This is a genomic window from Shewanella sp. SM73 (genome assembly GCF_025653795.1).
Taxonomy (GTDB): Bacteria; Pseudomonadota; Gammaproteobacteria; order Enterobacterales; family Shewanellaceae; genus Shewanella; species Shewanella oncorhynchi.
In genome coordinates, this window is sequence record NZ_JAKKRY010000005.1 from 1 (window position 1) to 16,945 (window position 16,945).

Annotated in this window: 15 protein-coding genes, 3 tRNA genes and 1 rRNA gene; 11 read left to right on the forward strand and 8 right to left on the reverse strand. The window is 44.6% G+C overall.

The window, feature by feature from the left end; translation table 11 throughout:
• Nucleotides 1–202: ribosomal RNA gene (locus L5M51_RS08750) — 16S ribosomal RNA — on the reverse strand; the annotation flags it as partial.
• 771 nt (nucleotides 203–973) lie between these two features.
• Nucleotides 974–1,825, reverse strand: a complete 852-nt coding sequence (gene pssA, locus L5M51_RS08755; RefSeq protein WP_173496968.1) for a CDP-diacylglycerol--serine O-phosphatidyltransferase — start codon at nucleotides 1,823–1,825, stop codon at nucleotides 974–976.
• A gap of 94 nt (nucleotides 1,826–1,919) precedes the next feature.
• Between pssA and L5M51_RS08760 the strand changes: the two genes are divergently transcribed.
• Nucleotides 1,920–2,387 (forward strand): DUF4124 domain-containing protein, encoded by a 468-nt coding sequence (locus L5M51_RS08760; protein ID WP_173496967.1) that lies wholly within the window; start codon nucleotides 1,920–1,922, stop codon nucleotides 2,385–2,387.
• 278 nt (nucleotides 2,388–2,665) lie between these two features.
• Here the strand turns inward: L5M51_RS08760 and clpB are convergent, their stop codons facing one another.
• The 3 genes from clpB to rluD all read right to left on the reverse strand — a co-directional run bounded on the left by clpB (nucleotide 2,666) and on the right by rluD (nucleotide 7,148).
• Complete coding sequence (clpB, locus tag L5M51_RS08765) at nucleotides 2,666–5,239, reverse strand: ATP-dependent chaperone ClpB (RefSeq protein WP_173246329.1); 2,574 nt, start codon at nucleotides 5,237–5,239, stop codon at nucleotides 2,666–2,668.
• 199 nt (nucleotides 5,240–5,438) lie between these two features.
• Nucleotides 5,439–6,173 (reverse strand): peptidoglycan editing factor PgeF, encoded by a 735-nt coding sequence (pgeF, locus tag L5M51_RS08770; protein WP_263172374.1) that lies wholly within the window; start codon nucleotides 6,171–6,173, stop codon nucleotides 5,439–5,441.
• Complete coding sequence (gene rluD / locus L5M51_RS08775) at nucleotides 6,174–7,148, reverse strand: 23S rRNA pseudouridine(1911/1915/1917) synthase RluD (protein WP_105249966.1); 975 nt, start codon at nucleotides 7,146–7,148, stop codon at nucleotides 6,174–6,176.
• Nucleotides 7,149–7,270: 122 nt separating this feature from the next.
• Between rluD and L5M51_RS08780 the strand changes: the two genes are divergently transcribed.
• From L5M51_RS08780 to hmpA, 6 genes are all read left to right on the forward strand, one after another.
• A complete protein-coding gene (locus tag L5M51_RS08780; protein ID WP_263172375.1) occupies nucleotides 7,271–8,032 on the forward strand; it encodes an outer membrane protein assembly factor BamD in 762 nt (253 codons plus the stop codon).
• Nucleotides 8,033–8,261: 229 nt separating this feature from the next.
• Nucleotides 8,262–8,337, forward strand: a tRNA-Phe gene (locus tag L5M51_RS08785).
• A gap of 54 nt (nucleotides 8,338–8,391) precedes the next feature.
• Nucleotides 8,392–8,478: transfer RNA gene (locus tag L5M51_RS08790), tRNA-Leu, on the forward strand.
• Nucleotides 8,479–8,546: 68 nt separating this feature from the next.
• Nucleotides 8,547–8,633: transfer RNA gene (locus tag L5M51_RS08795), tRNA-Leu, on the forward strand.
• A gap of 165 nt (nucleotides 8,634–8,798) precedes the next feature.
• The gene (locus L5M51_RS08800; RefSeq protein WP_263172376.1) at nucleotides 8,799–10,424 is read left to right on the forward strand and encodes a methyl-accepting chemotaxis protein; all 1,626 of its coding nucleotides are present in this window, start codon (nucleotides 8,799–8,801) and stop codon (nucleotides 10,422–10,424) included.
• A 250-nt stretch (nucleotides 10,425–10,674) separates the two neighbouring features.
• Nucleotides 10,675–11,868: an NO-inducible flavohemoprotein gene (hmpA, locus tag L5M51_RS08805; protein ID WP_263172378.1), complete on the forward strand. Its 1,194-nt coding sequence runs from the start codon at nucleotides 10,675–10,677 to the stop codon at nucleotides 11,866–11,868.
• A gap of 96 nt (nucleotides 11,869–11,964) precedes the next feature.
• Here the strand turns inward: hmpA and L5M51_RS08810 are convergent, their stop codons facing one another.
• A complete protein-coding gene (locus L5M51_RS08810; protein ID WP_263172380.1) occupies nucleotides 11,965–12,687 on the reverse strand; it encodes a pseudouridine synthase in 723 nt (240 codons plus the stop codon).
• 160 nt (nucleotides 12,688–12,847) lie between these two features.
• Here L5M51_RS08810 and L5M51_RS08815 point away from each other — a divergent pair, with 160 nt between their 5' ends.
• On the forward strand, nucleotides 12,848–13,774 hold the full coding sequence (locus L5M51_RS08815; RefSeq protein WP_028759267.1) for a TPR end-of-group domain-containing protein: 927 nt from the start codon (nucleotides 12,848–12,850) through the stop codon (nucleotides 13,772–13,774).
• Nucleotides 13,775–13,880: 106 nt separating this feature from the next.
• On the opposite strand, the gene L5M51_RS08820 is transcribed toward L5M51_RS08815, so the two are convergent.
• On the reverse strand, nucleotides 13,881–14,516 hold the full coding sequence (locus tag L5M51_RS08820; protein WP_198573006.1) for a helix-turn-helix transcriptional regulator: 636 nt from the start codon (nucleotides 14,514–14,516) through the stop codon (nucleotides 13,881–13,883).
• Nucleotides 14,517–14,663: 147 nt separating this feature from the next.
• On the opposite strand from L5M51_RS08820, the gene L5M51_RS08825 reads away from it, so the two are divergent.
• Both L5M51_RS08825 and L5M51_RS08830 read left to right on the forward strand, forming a co-directional pair.
• On the forward strand, nucleotides 14,664–15,278 hold the full coding sequence (locus L5M51_RS08825) for an NADPH-dependent FMN reductase (RefSeq protein ID WP_028759265.1): 615 nt from the start codon (nucleotides 14,664–14,666) through the stop codon (nucleotides 15,276–15,278).
• A gap of 56 nt (nucleotides 15,279–15,334) precedes the next feature.
• Entirely contained in the window at nucleotides 15,335–15,751 is a 417-nt protein-coding gene (locus tag L5M51_RS08830; RefSeq protein WP_105249974.1) for a VOC family protein, read from the forward strand.
• 99 nt (nucleotides 15,752–15,850) lie between these two features.
• On the opposite strand, the gene L5M51_RS08835 is transcribed toward L5M51_RS08830, so the two are convergent.
• Nucleotides 15,851–16,189 (reverse strand): DUF1971 domain-containing protein, encoded by a 339-nt coding sequence (locus tag L5M51_RS08835; RefSeq protein WP_028759263.1) that lies wholly within the window; start codon nucleotides 16,187–16,189, stop codon nucleotides 15,851–15,853.
• Between the two features lie 241 nt (nucleotides 16,190–16,430).
• On the opposite strand from L5M51_RS08835, the gene L5M51_RS08840 reads away from it, so the two are divergent.
• A complete protein-coding gene (locus L5M51_RS08840) occupies nucleotides 16,431–16,901 on the forward strand; it encodes a YcxB family protein (RefSeq protein ID WP_263172572.1) in 471 nt (156 codons plus the stop codon).
• Nucleotides 16,902–16,945 lie beyond the last annotated feature (44 nt).

Consider the following 16,945-nt stretch of genomic DNA (forward strand, 5'->3'; position numbering starts at 1 on the left):
CCTCCTTTCCCCCGTAGGGCGTATGCGGTATTAGCAGTCGTTTCCAACTGTTATCCCCCTCGACTGGGCAGATCCCTAGGCATTACTCACCCGTCCGCCGCTCGCCGCCTCAGGAGTAAACTCCCTTGCGCTGCCGCTCGACTTGCATGTGTTAGGCCTGCCGCCAGCGTTCAATCTGAGCCATGATCAAACTCTTCAATTAAAGTTTTGTTGCTTCTGTCTTGCGACTTCAGCGGCTCAATGAATTCTACTGTTTTGATTCGCTTTGCTCACTAATAAGCATCGCGTTTCAATTCATACATTACTGTATGTACATATTACTATGAACACTCAATCATGCTTCCCATTAAGGAGAATGACTTGAAAACATTGATTTAAATTTTTGACTGCCAACCCGAAGGCTAAGCAGTTTCGATTAACTCAACACCTGTGAGTGTCCACACAGATTTCTTGTTTTATCTTGTTAAAGAGCAACTCAACCTCATAAGAGAAGGTGAGTACCACACTGAGCGTCGAACGTTTCCAGTTGGCTAGGGCTGCGCATTCTACGCATTTCCCGTTTCGCGTCAAGGAGTTTTTACAAACTTTCTCAACACTCATCAATCAGTAAACTCATCAATGAACTGTCACACCAGGCTGCTTAACGCTGTCTGCCGTGTCAGTGGATGCGCATTATAGGCAGTGAAACTTTTTGTGCAAGGGCTTTTTTAACAATCTGCGCCAAGCGAATAAATAACCACCAAACTGCAGAAATATACTGCAATACTGAGCAATATCGCTGTTTGGGTTGATAAGTTTGGCAGAAGGAATAGCCTATTGCTGGAGTTTTAATAGATTGAATGGGCATAAACAGAAGTTGATAGCTATTTTTCGTAATATCTATCAGCAAACCTCTAAAAGCGTTATGCCCAGTGTGATGTCTTACTCTTGTTTGCACCTAGCTAATGATAAGCACTGATCAAAAGCACGAGCCCTAAGATTTATACTCTTCTTGTTTCTCTTTTTCGATACTTGTAGCGCTTTGTGTTTGTGCTGCAGCTTGGGTTGAGTGATTGATCTCGACATTCGTCACCGTATCATCACCGACAATATGCGCGACTTTGAGTTTCCTTACCGTTCTGATAGTAATGATCGGGCCTGAAATCGCATATAAGTAGAAGCCGACACATAAGATCAATGCAGGTTGAACTGACACCACCACAAATACACCGACGACCAGTAAGATCACGATAAAGTTAACCTTGCCACGCCAGTCAATTTCTTTAAAAGAGTGATAGCGAAAATTACTGACCATCAATAAACCAGTTGCCGCAGTCACAAGGGCTGCAATCCAACTGATATTTTTTCCATCGAGACTGTATTGATTACCAAGCCAAATGCTGCCAGCAATAACAGCTGCAGCGGCCGGACTAGCGAGACCTTGAAAATAACGCTTATCGGCAACGCCAACTTGCGTATTAAATCGAGCGAGCCTGAGTGCCGCACCTGCACAATAAATAAATGCCGCCAACCAACCAATTTTACCTAAGTCGGCTAATGCCCAATTGTAGGCGAGTAGTGCTGGCGCCATTCCGAAGGACACCATATCCGCCATACTGTCGTATTCGGCACCAAAATCACTTTGGGTATTAGTCAGTCTTGCCACTCGACCATCGAGACCATCACAGATCATGGCTATAAAAATGGCTATTGCAGCAGCTTCAAAGTTAGCATTCATGGAAGCAATCACAGCATAAAAGCCAGAAAACAATCCTGCTGTCGTAAAAAGATTAGGCAGTAAATAGATACCTTTATTCTTTACTGTTTGATTTGAAGAATTTTGCATACACTTATTACGCTAGTTCAGTGAAGAGAAGTTAGCTTTCAAGATAACATATTTTATTATCATGTCGATGAGAGACCAGTTAGGGATAATTTCGATGTTAAAAGTGAACATGTTCAGAATAATACTGTATCGATGGCTCTGGCTCGGCCTTTTCATTAGCCCCGTTTCTGCGGGCGTTATCTATACTTGGGTCGACGAAAATGGGGTGACGCATTACAGCCAACAAGCCCCGCAACAAGAAAACATCAAAGCAGAAAAGCTCTACAGTGAAGATTTAGAGCAGGCGAAAGTGGGTTTTATCGCACCGGTAAAGAAAGTTGAGCCAACTTCTAAAGCCAATGAATTAGAAAAGTCAGCGGCGCTGATTAAAGAAAAAGACGCCAAACAGGCTAACTCCATTTGTGAGAGTGCAAAACACAATTTAGAAATACTCACAACGCACACTAAGCTTATCCGCCAAACTTCCGATTCGGGTGAATCTGTCGCTATGACTGAAGAAGATCGCCAAGCCTCGATTGCCCAGCAGCAGGAAAGAATCAAACTCTTCTGTGATAAGAAGTAGCCAAATTTACTATGCCACTACATTAATGAACAACGATTAACGCTGATGCAATAAAAAAGGAGCCGAGTTAAAAACTCGGCTCCTTTCGTTTTAGTGCTTGAAGCGGGAGCGATACTGACTAAAACAGCGCTATCTCTTATTGCAAGATAGTTTATTTCAAGCTCGTTCATTCAAGAACGCTTATTTCAGTTCGCCTATTTCAACATATCCAACTTCAAGCTTGCGATTAACGTATCGCATTCAAACAACACACTAAATGACTAGCTACTGGTCACAGGTTATTGCTCGAACACTAACTCGCCACCCGCACAACTGACCTTGATCGGTTTACCCGGTAACAAGTCACCACGCAGTAATTTCTGCGCCAGCGGGTTTTCGACTTCTTGCTGCAATGCCCGTTTCAACGGTCTTGCACCATACACAGGATCGAAACCAATTTCCGCAATCAGTGATAATGCGTCGTCGGTGATCTCCAATGTATAGTCCTTTTCAGCCAAACGTTGGCGTAAGGAAGCAATCTGTATCGAAGCAATACGCTTGATATTGGCAGCATCCAATGGATGGAACACCACAGATTCATCGATACGGTTTAAAAACTCGGGTCTGAAACTGTGAGTGACCACATTCATTACCGCCGCTTTCATCTCTGCATAGGTCACTTGACCAAATCCTTCTTGGATAATGTCGGAGCCTAAGTTCGAGGTCATGATAATCACTGTATTTCTAAAATCTACAGTACGACCTTGACCATCGGTTAAGCGTCCATCATCAAGCACTTGCAGTAAGATGTTAAACACATCGGGATGCGCTTTCTCGACTTCGTCGAGCAATATCACTGAATAAGGTTTGCGACGAACGGCTTCCGTTAAGTAACCGCCCTCTTCATAACCTACGTATCCAGGAGGCGCCCCCACTAAACGCGATACTGAGTGTTTCTCCATAAACTCAGACATATCAATGCGCACTAAAGCCGATTCGGTATCAAATAAGAACCTCGCCAGTGATTTACACAGCTCAGTTTTACCTACACCCGTTGGGCCTAAGAACAGGAACGAGCCAATCGGGCGATTTGGATCCGCCAGACCCGCGCGGCTACGACGAATCGCATTCGCAACCGCATCGACGGCTTCGTTTTGGCCGATCACTCGTTCATGCAGCGCCACTTCCATTTGCAGTAATTTTTCGCGCTCGCCTTCAAGCATTTTCGATACGGGTATTCCCGTCGCTTTCGACAATACTTCGGCGATTTCGAACTCAGTAACCTTGTTACGCAATAACGTCATGTCCTGCATTTCGGCTTGCGATGCCAAATCGAGCTGTTTTTCAAGCTCAGGAATACGACCGTATTGCAGCTCAGACATCCGAGTTAAATCACCCGCACGACGCGCCACTTCTAAGTCCATTCGAGCCTGTTCGAGATCGGCTTTTATGTGCTGAGTGCCCGCTAATGCGGCTTTTTCAGTACGCCAGATTTCGTTCAACTCTGAAGCTTTCGCTTCAACGTCACGTAATTCCTCTTGCAAATGATCAAGCCTGCGACGACTCGCCTCATCATTTTCTTTGGCTAACGCCTGCTCCTCCAGTTTGAGCTGGATAGCACGACGTTCAAGCCTGTCGAGTGACTCAGGTTTTGAATCCATCTGCATACGGATGCTTGATGCCGCTTCGTCGATCAAATCGATCGCTTTATCGGGCAACTTACGATCCGACACATAACGGTGCGACATGGTCGCTGCCGCCACTATCGCCGGATCGGTAATTTCCACATGGTGATGCAGCTCGTAACGTTCTTTCAGTCCACGCAAAATGGCGATGGTATCTTCAACGCTTGGTTCATCCACCAGCACTTTTTGGAAACGACGTTCAAGCGCCGCATCTTTTTCAATATACTGACGATACTCATCAAGTGTGGTCGCGCCCACACAGTGCAAGTCACCACGCGCTAACGCAGGTTTGAGCATGTTACCCGCATCCATTGCGCCTTCACCTTTACCGGCGCCGACCATAGTATGCAGTTCGTCGATGAAGAGGATCACTTGACCTTCTTCCTGCGCTAACTCATTCAATACCGCTTTTAAACGTTCTTCGAACTCACCGCGATATTTAGCGCCCGCAATCAATGAGCCCATATCGAGGGATAAGACACGCTTATTTTTAATGCCCTCGGGGACTTCACCATTAACGATACGCTGGGCAAGTCCTTCAACAATCGCCGTTTTACCCACACCCGGTTCACCGATAAGGACGGGGTTGTTTTTACTGCGACGTTGTAATACTTGGATCGTGCGGCGAATTTCATCGTCACGGCCGATCACAGGATCTAACTTGCCTTGTTCAGCTCGCTCGGTGAGATCGATAGTAAACTTCTTCAACGCTTGGCGTTGATCTTCAGCGTTCGGATCATCCACTTTTTGGCCGCCACGCATTTGTTCAATGGTTTGCTCCATCAACTCTTTGGTCGCGCCGGCTTTTTTCAACGCTTGCGCAAGAGCATCGACACCTTCTAACGCAGCTAATACAAATAATTCACTAGAGATATATTTGTCTTTACGCTTTTGCGCCAATTTATCGCACAGATTTAATAAACGGATTAAACCTTGGGATAATTGTACATCGCCGCCCGTACCTTCGACTTGAGGTAAGCGTTCCAGCTCTTGACTCAAGAGCGATCGCAGCGCACTCACTCGAATGCCAGCTTGGGTCAATAAGGGATGGATTGAACCTGAATCTTGGTTCAACAATGCCATCATCAAATGCAGCGGTTCAATAAACTGATGATCACGCCCAAGTGCGAGTGACTGGGCATCAGAGATGGCAAGCTGAAATTTATTGGTCATACGATCGAGTCGCATACAGCCTCCTAACACTCATATAGTAGAGATATGCCAATCCACAGGACATCTTGCCAATTTAGTGGCTTTAAAATCAGTACCGCTAATGGAGAGATCTAAATAGGATTGGTATTACATTTCGTTAGTTAAAAGATGGGGGCTATTTAGCCAAATTCAAGCGAATAACGCGCAAATAAATACAAACTGTAGGGGAATTAGCTTAAGACTTAAGCCAGATCAATGAAGCCATGCGTCCCGTCACCTTATCGCGACGATAAGAGAAGTAATCCGTGTCGCTGACTGTGCAGATATCTGCGCTATAAATATGGTTTATACCGAGTAAACTCAAGCGTAATTTAGCCAAGCCAATAATATCGGCAAGATACTTGTTACCACTTGGAATAAAACACACTGCAGACTGCGGATGTAAAGTACAAAAGGCTTGCTGTACTTCAACACCGACTTCAAATTTTTGTGGACCAATAGCCGGGCCGAGGTAGGCAATCAACTCATCCATAGGTGAACTAAACTGCGCCGCGGTGGCCTCAATCACGCCATCACATAAACCACGCCAACCGGCATGGGCTGCAGCCACTTCGGTTCCCGCTTGATTACACAACAACACAGGTAAACAATCGGCAGTCATTATAGCGCAAACTAGGCTCGCGGTTCGGCTGTAACAGGCATCGGCAATCGGTGTATCCACAGCAGGAGCTAAGCTCAGCGCATCTAAATTAAGCACATGAGTACCATGCACTTGCTCGAGCCAGACAGGCTCAGCGGTTAACGCTAATTGTTTGCAGAGTAATTCACGATTAGCCATCACCAACTCAGGCGCATCACCGACGTGCAGTCCAAGATTCAAACTATCATAGGGATGCACGCTCACACCGCCATGACGATTTGTCATAGCGATACCGACATTAGCAGGAACAGGCCAATCGTGATTAAACACTTACAAATACTCGATCGGATGCTCGACCGTGTCTTGACGCAGTGCTTTAGTCAAAATCACCATGTCTTCAGGAATTGGCGCGTGCCAGCTCATGATTTCACAACTCACAGGGTGCGCTAATTCAAGACGCACAGCGTGCAGCGCTTGGCGCTTGAAGTTTTTCAGAATATCAAAAAACTCTGGGCTGGCCCATTTCGGCGGTTTTGGACGACCACCATACACAGGATCGCCCACTAATACGTGGCCTATGTATTCCATGTGCACACGAATTTGGTGAGTACGACCCGATTCAAGGCGCAATCTTAGACGAGTGTGGTTACGGAATTTTTCCGCCACACGATAATGCGTCACAGCAGGTTTACCTGAGTGATGCACCGCCATATGAGTACGTTTCGTTGGATGACGACCAATCGGCTCATCAACAGTACCGCCACCTGTCATAGTCCCCATCACAATCGCTTCGTATTCACGAGTGATTTCACGGGCCTGCAAGGCGGCAACTAAATGGGTTTGCGCTTCAACGGTTTTGGCTACAACCATTAAACCTGTAGTATCCTTGTCCAGACGGTGCACAATACCAGCACGTGGTACATGCTCAATATCGGGACAATGGTGCAACAGTGCATTCATCAAAGTGCCATCGGCATTGCCAGCACCAGGGTGAACCACGAGTCCCGCTTGCTTGTTGATCACAATAATGTCGTCATCTTCATAGACGATATCCAGATCAATGGCCTGTGCCGCTGCGTGAACTTCTTCTTCAAGAGTGGCATCTATGAGTATCTGTTGCAGCTCATAAACTTTCTCTCGGGGCTTATTAACGACAACGCCGTCAACATAAACTGCATCAGATAGGATCCATTCCTTGATGCGCGTGCGCGAGTAATCTGGGAACAACTCTGCTAGGGCCTGATCTAATCTCAGTCCAGTTTGTGTTGCCGAAATCTCGCTTTTTAGATTAATCTCTTGTGTCATAGGAACCGTATCCCCATTTAGGGGTCAAAAAATGTGTGCTATCTGTTACAATCGGATGTTTTCTATTTTATAGTGAAATGGAAAAATTCTTAACTACAACTTAAAAAGAATTGAATTCAAGTATGTATAAATTTTCCAAAGGCGTTACCTTAGTCCTATTTTCACTAGCGTTATCAGCCTGTAGCAGCAGCCCTGATGATAACGATATTGCCGCCAAAACGTCACCTGATGTACTTTATACTCAGGCAAGAACCTCTATGGAGCTTGGCAATTACTCTAAAGCTGTCCGTTCTTTGGAAGCGTTAGACTCACGCTTCCCCTTCGGACCTCACAAAACTCAAGTCCAGTTAGACCTGATATATGCTTACTATAAAATGGACGATGTCGCTTCTGGTATTGCGAACATAGACAGATTTATCCGTCTTAATCCAACTCATCCAGATGTAGACTATGTGTTCTATATGCGCGGTTTAGTGAACATGCAAGCCGACAATTACATGTTCCACGACATGCTTAATATCGACCGAACCGATCGTGACCCTAAAAATGCTCAAGATGCTTTCAAAGATTTTGATCGTCTTATCAAAACCTACCCTAACAGCAAATATGCCGCCGATGCGCAAAAACGCATGTTAGCGTTGAAGAATCGCTTAGCAAAATATTCAATTCAAGTTGCCGAGTATTATCTCAAGATGAATGCATGGAGCGCCGCAGCAATCCGAGCACAATCTGTAATGGAAACATACCCTGGCACCCCTTCAAATGAACGGGCATTAGAGATAATGATAGAAGCTTATGACGAATTAGGTCAGAGCAAGCTGAAGCAAAACGTGCTCATGGTAATGCAAGCTAACTTCCCAAACAATGAAATCTTATCAAACTAACCGAGAATGCCCCTTTAATAGGGGCATTTTTTTGCTTGGTGACCCTAGATAAGCCATAAATAGATAACGCTAAGTTCTCAGTGTGGATAGTGGTTTGGCTATTTTTATATCCTCAATACCAACACAAATGACACTTTCGTGTAAATCTTATCCAACTGAGTCACTTTTTCCGTTATTTAGTAAAAATCTATTGACTCAAAACCCGAAAAGCCTTTAAATTGCGCCCGTCGCCCGAATAGCTCAGTCGGTAGAGCAGAGGATTGAAAATCCTCGTGTCCCTGGTTCGATTCCGGGTTCGGGCACCATCTTTAAATGGGTTGCGATAGCGACTTATGTTAGAGAACTGCGATAGGTACAGTGCAGGTGTGGTGGAATTGGTAGACACGCCAGCTTCAGGTGCTGGTGCTCGCAAGGGCGTGGAGGTTCAAGTCCTCTCACCTGTACCAAATTGCAGTTCAAAAGTTAAGATTCACAGTGTTAAGATTGTCAATTCGATGAAATATCGAATAGCCATGCAGATGTGGTGGAATTGGTAGACACGCCAGCTTCAGGTGCTGGTGCTCGCAAGGGCGTGGAGGTTCAAGTCCTCTCATCTGTACCAACATTTAAACCTCGCCAAGCGAGGCTTTTTTGTATCTGAAGCAAAATAAATTTTCTGTAACTCTCCCCTCTTTCCTCAGATTTGCTATACCTATTGTTACAGACTCATCATAGGGATAGATAGAGTTCTGCCTAAAGGACTCTTTAGTTCACTGAGGCTATCCATATGAACGGTTTACAAATAAAACAAAAAATGTTTATCGGCATTCTGGTTCCCCTTGTAATGCTAATGACGATTGGCTTTCTCGCCATTAATATGATGGGTAAAATTGAATCGGGTGTTGAACGTATCTATGGCGATAGAGTTGTGCCACTAGACGATTTAAAAGTGATTGCTGATAAATACGCGGTCGATGTTATCGATGCGGTCAATAAGGCGAACGCGGGTGGTTTCACCGCCTCTCAAGCAGTTGAAGCGCTAGACAGTGCCAAATCTACCATTACCCAGCATTGGCAAAAATACTTAGCCACTGAACTTACCTCAGAAGAATTCCGACTCGTAAAACAAGCCGAAGTGCTGTTCTCACCCGCGAATCAACAGATTGACACTCTGGTCTCACGCTTAAGAGGATTAAATGGCGATGTATCAAGCCAATTATCGGCCAATATCCTGCCGCTTTACCAAGTAATAGACCCCATCAGTAACCAAATATCTGAACTGATTGCACTGCAAATTCGCGTGGCAGGCGAAGAAAAAGATCGTGTGAATGCCATTTACCAATCTTCAATCACTATTTTTGTAGCATTAGCCTGTGCCGCCATGATTATCAGTATTGTGATTGGGCTCTGGGTCAATCGCAGCGTGATGAATCCTATTAATGACATTCTCAGTAAACTGAAGCTGATCCATCAAGACTCAGATCTTACCGTCAAATTCACTACTTTTAATCACGATGAGCTAGGACAAATATCCACTAGCCTCACCCAAGTTATTGAACACTTGCGGGGCATTCTTCATTCGATTGCCGAAGCGGCAAATACCGTTAATAGTTCAGCAAATGAGTTAAGTAGCTTCACGCAGGCAACCAATAAACGTATGCAACAGCAGCAAGCTGAAACGGAGCAAACTGCAACGGCCATGAATGAGATGACGGCAACGGTTGCAGAAGTCGCCCAAAGCGCATCTGCGGCAGCAGATTCAGCCAAAGATGCCGACACCTATGCAGCCAATGGCAATAATATTGTGATGCAATCGATTAACAGTATGTCGCAATTATCTGATCAAATTCAAAAAACGGCACAAGTCATTGGATTTCTGTCTAATGAGAGCCAAAATATCGGCCGTGTACTCGATGTGATAAAAAGCATTGCTGAGCAAACCAATCTATTGGCATTAAATGCCGCCATTGAAGCGGCCCGCGCGGGGGAACAAGGCCGCGGCTTTGCAGTCGTTGCCGATGAAGTGCGGACCCTTGCGCAGCGCACCCAAAAGTCTACCCAAGAAATTGAGGCCATGATTGCCACACTACAACAAGGCGTTAAAGAAGCTGTTAACGCTATGGAAATAGGTATAAATCAAGTAGATGATGCTAATGATAAAGCCAATCAAGCAGGCCAAGCACTGAAAGAAATCGTCTCCTCAGTAGATAGCATCACAGAACTTAATACTCATATTGCGACCGCTGCCGAAGAACAAAGTAGCGTTGCCGAAAGCATTAATCGCAGTATTATTGCCATCAGCGATATTGCAGAACATTCCACCGCATCGGCGGCTGAATTAAGTGAATCTGTGGTTAATTTAACTAAACTCGCCAACAGTATGCGCAATCAAGTGAGTGCATTTAAACTATAAGTCAAAAAACCACACTATGACTGCAATAAGCTTTGCTGTTGCAGTTAACCTCCCTTAAACCATCTGTAATGTATTGAAATAATAAATTTATTTATCATTCCCCGATCTCATACCCGCTTTGATAAAGCACTTCAAATGACCTTAATCACACTTATCGGTAGCACGAATTGCGATAATCACTATTGATCCAAATCAAATAGATCTTTAAACTTATTTAACATTCATAATATTTGCACGTTAAGGATTTTCTATGTTGGACAGCCGTACAATCCAAGTTATCAAGAGCACTATCCCCTTACTCGAATCCGCAGGCCCTGCGCTGACGGCCCATTTTTATGAACGTATGTTCAAACATAATCCTGAACTAAAAGATGTATTTAACTTGGCACACCAGCATTCTGGTGGCCAGCCTGTTGCCCTGTTCAACGCCGTCGCGGCTTATGCTAAAAATATTGAAAACTTAGCGGTGCTAAGTTCGACTGTCGAGCGCATTGCCCAAAAACATACAGGATTTCTGATCAAGCCTGAGCAATATGCGATCGTCGGCAGCCACTTATTAGCCACCCTTAAAGAGTTAGGCGGTGATGCAGTAACAGAAGAAGTATTAGAAGCTTGGGCGCAGGCCTATGGATTTTTAGCAGATATCTTTATTCAACGAGAAGCTCAAATTTATCAGGCACATGCAGAACAAGATGGCGGTTGGTTGGGTGAGCGTCAGTTTATCATTAGCGCGAAAAAGACTGAGTCCACAGTCATTACCTCCTTCATATTGACACCCGAAGATGGTAAACCAGTTAAAGATTTCATTCCCGGTCAGTACTTAAGTTTGAAGCTAAAACATCCCAATTTAGCATATGAAGAAATCCGCCAATATTCCCTATCCGATGCACCGAATGGCAACAGCTACCGCATCAGTGTGAAACGTGAATTAGGTGGCCAAGTGTCTAATCTGCTACACGATACCATGCATATCGGTGACAAAATTGCAGTTATGCCGCCGGCGGGAAATTTTATCTTAGAAGTTGGGGCGGACATCCCCGTAGTGCTCATTTCGGCAGGAGTGGGTCAAACACCGATGAAAAGCATGTTGAATCAATTGATCAAGTTGCAACATCCAAGTGCTATTACTTGGCTACATGCCTGTGAGCAAGGTGATGTACATGGTTTCAAACAGGCTATTCACACCAAGCGCCAGCAACATCATAATCTGAAGAGCCATGTTTGGTATCGCAAGCCGAGTTCAACCGATGTGGTAGGTACAGATTATGATTTTGAAGGACAAATGGAATTAAGCAAAGTCGCAGACCAACTGCTTCCCCATGCACGTTACTATTTCTGCGGGCCTATTGGATTCATGTCAGCCATCAAGCAACAATTACTCGTTCTGGGTGTCTCAGCTGAAAACATGCACTATGAAGTATTCGGCCCCCACGCCGATCTCTAATCCCATGTCACGGGCTTGGGACACTTGACTCTCAAGTCCATTTTTATATTTAGAATACGCAGAATAATGGCTGATAAATTGAATTGCTATATGTCTCTAAGCTACCGGTTTACAGCGGATGCAAGCCACTTCTGCGGCAGTCAGCACACGACTTTCGCCCGACGCCAGAGCTTCATCCAACACAATATCACCTATTGATAATCTATGTAGACCAACAACTGGGTTTCGAAAGCGGCCAAACATCCGCTTAATTTGATGGTACTTACCTTCCTTTAAAGTCACTTCAGCAACATGGTCAGCAATGATCACCAATTTAGCGGGCTGAGTCATTACTTCTTCAAAGCTGAAATACATGCCTTCGGCAAATGCGGCTATATATTCTTCAGTTAATGGATTAGCTAAGGTGACACGATACACTTTATCGACCTTATGCGTCGGTGACATTAGTGCATCAGACCAGCGGCTGTCATTGGTCAGTAATAACAAACCCGAAGAATTTAAATCTAGCCTACCCGCGATATGTAACTCATCACGGGCTTCGCAATCGAGCAAATCAATCACAGTTTTATGCTGAGTATCTTTAGTCGCGCTCACCACGCCAATCGGCTTATGCAACATCAAGTAAACTGGCGTGTTGGCCTGTAATATTTGCCCATCGAGTTGGATGTGAGAAAACTCATCCACTTGCCTATCCATGTCCTTCACTATCAATCCATCGACACGAACTCGGCCCAAGAGTAACAATTCACGCACCGCTTTACGGTGAGTGTGTAACTGGGTACAAAGATAACGATCGAGTCGGCCGCGCTTAGACTGCATAACACCACAAATGACGAAATATGAATGGGATAGCCATTCTAGCAGGATGCGAGTTCAGGTCATAGCGAGCTAATACTGTAAGCATCACAGAGCTTATTTAGAGCAAAATTAGATCAAACTAGGCAAAATTTGTTAAGCTAGGCGTTCAATTCATCTTATTGTGAGTGGTTACCGCATCAAAAACTTATCTGCAAGTCCCGTTATGATACGTTCGAACCTGCTATTTTTAGCCTTGTTTTTAGTGATACTCGCGAGCTCATTCTTCACTCAAGCGAGCGATGCAGAAAATCCCCCTGAAGCGCCTCAACCTTTCGCCATCCATGATAAACCGCTGATAGAGCGCTACGTCTTCGATGAACTCAAATCTCTCAGATACGATCAACAGGATCTTGAGCGGCGCCTCACCATAGATATCACAGATCGCGAACTGGCCGTTGCCGACAAGTCGATGAATTACGCCAATGTCACTGTCACTTACTTCTTTTATATGATCGCCGGCGTCGCCTCTTTAGTCGCCTTTATCGGCTGGCAATCCCTACGGGAAATCAAGACACATACCGCCAAACTGGCCGCGAATCAGCTACAGAGTATTGCCGAACAATACGAAGAAAAGTTCAAATTACTCGAGCAAGAACTCAAACATAAGAGTCGTACTATCACAGATAATAATCGTGAAATAGAAGTGATTAATGAAATTCATAATCTGTGGCTACGCGCCCAAAGTGCCCAGACACCCGAACAAAAAATTGAAGTCTACGATGAAATCCTCACGATTCGACCTGGAGACTTGGAAGCGCTGACCTACAAGGCCGATGCAGCAATGGAAATGCGCGAATTTAATTGGGCACAAAGCCTATGTAATCGTGTTTTAGAGGTTGACCCGACTAACGCCCATGCTTTTTATCAAAGAGCCTGCGCTTTTGCGTGTTTAGGTGTTGAAGATAGAGCAATTTCTGATTTGGAACGCGCTATCCATAACAGCGCATCCTTCAAAGAGCTAGCGTTGGATGAAGCTGATTTCTCACAACTTAAAGGGCATCCTCGTTTCGAAACCTTATTGGCCTATCACGAACCTGATAAGCCCTAAGCTCCGAGGTTTAAGCCCAGAACGAATGCTTAATATATAGTGTTAGCGTTCAGTAACGTTTTATCCCACAGATAAAACGCCTCAAACGAGCAACTTAAGTACACTACTAGGCTATCGTCGCAACTTTAATTGCCTCAATCTTATATGCACAGCGGCGAGCACCTTCGATGATATGTTCTTCGCGGCTCACCACGGCAATATCAGCGAATAACTGCTGGAAAAGTTGCAACTCTGAGCGGCAAAAGTTTAAACATTTAGTCGCTGCGGCGCAGATTGGACAATGATTTTCGAGTAAAAAATACACGCCATCGATGTGTTCCATGGTCGCCATATAACCTTCGTTCGAGCGTAATTTCGCAAGTATGGCCAAACGTGTCGGAATATCAGTAGCACCTTCCATTGCCGCACGATATTGGACTAACGCACTTTGCTCCCTGTGACCGATAAGCTTATCCAAGCCTTGGTCGCCAAAGATCATTTTTACCGAGTCAATCAGTTGTACCGTCAATTCCTCATGGCGATCGGCAAAGTGAGTACGGCTTTGTTCAGTCAATCCCCAGTAACGTGTTGGGCGACCACGACCTTCAACTCGATCCTCAATATCCACATCACCCATATCTTCCAAAGCTTGCAGATGTTGACGCACCCCCATAGTTGTTAACGCCAATTCCTCCGCTAAGGTTTTTGCGGTAAGCGGGCCATGCAACTTGAGTAATTGAATAATCTTATCAGTAGTTTTCATTGAGTCTCCCCGATTTCAGCCGAAGTATTATCTCCCAATCTCCGCAGCTTTAACAGATTAAATAAACTTTTTTATTTACTTTATCCTTTACAAGATTAAGTAAAGCAATTACCTTACAAATAATTTATAAACAAATAGGTTTACTTAATGAAGTTACTCATCATCAGCACCAGCCAAAGACCCGATTCACAAAGTGCTAAAGTCGGTCGTTATATCGCGGAAAGCAGTTTCTCATCTCCCCACAACATGGGTTACGACACGATACATCACTTAGAACTATGCCTGTTTAATCTGCCCTTTTGGGACGGAGAAGAAGACAACAAAGGTGAACACTGGCCCGAAATAGAGCACAGAGTCGATGAAGCCGATGCGCTAGTGCTGATCACCCCGGAATGGGGCGGCATGGCATCACCATTACTGAAGAACTTTTTGTTGATGTGTACTCGTGAAGAAACCGCCCATAAACCCGCCTTATTAGTCTCAATATCGGACGGTATTAGCGGTACCTATCCTATCGTTGAAGTAAAGATGAATGCCCTTAAAAACAATAAATTAGTGCCCATACCCGATCACTTAATCATCCGCAATGTCAGCCATGTACTCAATGCAATCCCTGAGAGTGCCCGCGATATCGCGCTTAGGGAAAGAGTGCAATACAGCTTATATATGCTGCATCAATACGCCCAAGCATTAGCCCCTATTCGTGAACAACATGCCAATCAAGCGTACCCAAAACAGCAGGAATACTGTTACGGTATGTAAGCGGCTTGAGATTTTAACCACCAGCAACAGACTAAAATCATTACAAGGAACGCATTATGATTCATTTAGAGCATATCAATTTAGTGGTAGACGACATCCCCGCAGCACTGCGCTTTTATCAAGCGGCTTTCCCCCATTGGCGTGTTCGCGGTGGTGATAAAGGCACTTGGTACGGCAAACCGCGTAATTGGATTCATTTTGGCGATGATTATCAATACATTGCTTTTAGTGACAATGGTGAAGGTGAAAACCGCGATTTGGCTGGTCATCAAATTGGACTGGCGCATTTTGCCTTTGTGACCGACAACTTAGATGCTGTGATAGCAAGACTGACCCAAGCAGGTTTTCCTATTGCCAAAGATGGCATGGAAGATCCCTATCGACGCAATATTTACTTCTTCGATGCCCATGGCTTTGAAGTGGAATTTGTGGAGTATTTAACTGATATTCCAAAGGAACGAAATCGCTATTAGTGCCATTTGCTATTAGCGTAAATCGGTTATTAGCGAGAAGTTGCCAGCAGCTGCTAACCGCGCGAATTGGACTGAGTGTTAGGTGCTAGGTGCTAGACACTATTCGCTTCGCTCGGATTGTTGCTGCGCCACTATGGCCGAATCCTTATGGGCATAAAAGTGGAGTCTAAACTGAGTATCTTCAGTCAGTAGCTCCACTTTATGCCAATATTCAGGATGTGATATGGCGGTTTCACCTGCGCGAATAATAACTTCTTTATCTAATTCGCCCCTGCTACCCGTATAGCCATAAAACTTTAAGCTGCCCGTTAACACTTGGATCTGCCCATACACGCCAGCCTTAGTATTGTGCATGTGCAGCAACATTTTAGGGACGTTGTCATGGTTGAAAACCGGCGTTGATTTGTAATTTACAAAATCTTTGGGGACTAAGGCCATGATGTTTTGCACTCCTTGTGTCAAATCACGAAAATCGAGTAATGCTTACGGCAAGACTAATATAGCCGTTGCCGTATTTCTGTCCAACTCATATCTTGACCTGTATTAACGAGCGGGTTTGAACGTCGAATTTGAAAACACCAAAGTGCTCATTCATGCTTGCAATAGCAAGGTTAGTTACTTTCATCACTGTAATCGCTACACTAACCCGCATTAAGTGCCACCTCAATTAGATGACATGATGCCAACGCCCTATTCATATTCCACAACGTATATTTTAGATAAAGCCCATTTCGATGAATGCTATACGCAATCAGTGGTACCAGATCCCACGCTCAAACCTTACTACAAAGCCATTGGATTAACCCTGATAGGTATCGCGCTTATTTTCACCGATATTAGCCTTTATTTAGCTTACTTTTTTGTTGGGTTAGGTGTTATCGAAGCGCTAAATGTGAAGTATCACAAAGCATGGTGGTTGATGCGTCAGATGATGAGTAAAGCGGCCAGCAATGAGGTCACACTCACTATTGATGAGCAAGGGATTCATACTCAATCTATGTCTGTGACCAGCCAAATTTTATGGACCGACATTTACCGGATTAAAGAAACTGAAAAAGGCTTCTTGATCACCCACAAAGCAGGCACGAGTTATGTTTCTCTCCGTAGCTTAGATGAAACAGCTGTGGCCTATATTAAAACTAAAATGTAATACAGCTAAAAACACCCATAAAAAAGGCTGATCTTCATCAGCCT

What these genes read in the sequence shown, in the direction of transcription:
- L5M51_RS08825 (WP_028759265.1), top strand. Translation starts at nt 14,664, where the DNA reads ATGAAGTTACTCATCATCAGCACCAGCCAAAGACCCGATTCACAAAGT.
- L5M51_RS08780 (WP_263172375.1), top strand. Translation starts at nt 7,271, where the DNA reads ATGTATAAATTTTCCAAAGGCGTTACCTTAGTCCTATTTTCACTAGCG.
- L5M51_RS08840 (WP_263172572.1), top strand. Translation starts at nt 16,431, where the DNA reads ATGCCAACGCCCTATTCATATTCCACAACGTATATTTTAGATAAAGCC.
- L5M51_RS08830 (WP_105249974.1), top strand. Translation starts at nt 15,335, where the DNA reads ATGATTCATTTAGAGCATATCAATTTAGTGGTAGACGACATCCCCGCA.
- clpB (WP_173246329.1), bottom strand. Translation starts at nt 5,239, where the DNA reads ATGCGACTCGATCGTATGACCAATAAATTTCAGCTTGCCATCTCTGAT.
- L5M51_RS08800 (WP_263172376.1), top strand. Translation starts at nt 8,799, where the DNA reads ATGAACGGTTTACAAATAAAACAAAAAATGTTTATCGGCATTCTGGTT.
- pssA (WP_173496968.1), bottom strand. Translation starts at nt 1,825, where the DNA reads ATGCAAAATTCTTCAAATCAAACAGTAAAGAATAAAGGTATCTATTTA.
- L5M51_RS08835 (WP_028759263.1), bottom strand. Translation starts at nt 16,189, where the DNA reads ATGGCCTTAGTCCCCAAAGATTTTGTAAATTACAAATCAACGCCGGTT.
- L5M51_RS08760 (WP_173496967.1), top strand. Translation starts at nt 1,920, where the DNA reads ATGTTAAAAGTGAACATGTTCAGAATAATACTGTATCGATGGCTCTGG.
- hmpA (WP_263172378.1), top strand. Translation starts at nt 10,675, where the DNA reads ATGTTGGACAGCCGTACAATCCAAGTTATCAAGAGCACTATCCCCTTA.
- L5M51_RS08820 (WP_198573006.1), bottom strand. Translation starts at nt 14,516, where the DNA reads ATGAAAACTACTGATAAGATTATTCAATTACTCAAGTTGCATGGCCCG.
- rluD (WP_105249966.1), bottom strand. Translation starts at nt 7,148, where the DNA reads ATGACACAAGAGATTAATCTAAAAAGCGAGATTTCGGCAACACAAACT.
- L5M51_RS08810 (WP_263172380.1), bottom strand. Translation starts at nt 12,687, where the DNA reads ATGCAGTCTAAGCGCGGCCGACTCGATCGTTATCTTTGTACCCAGTTA.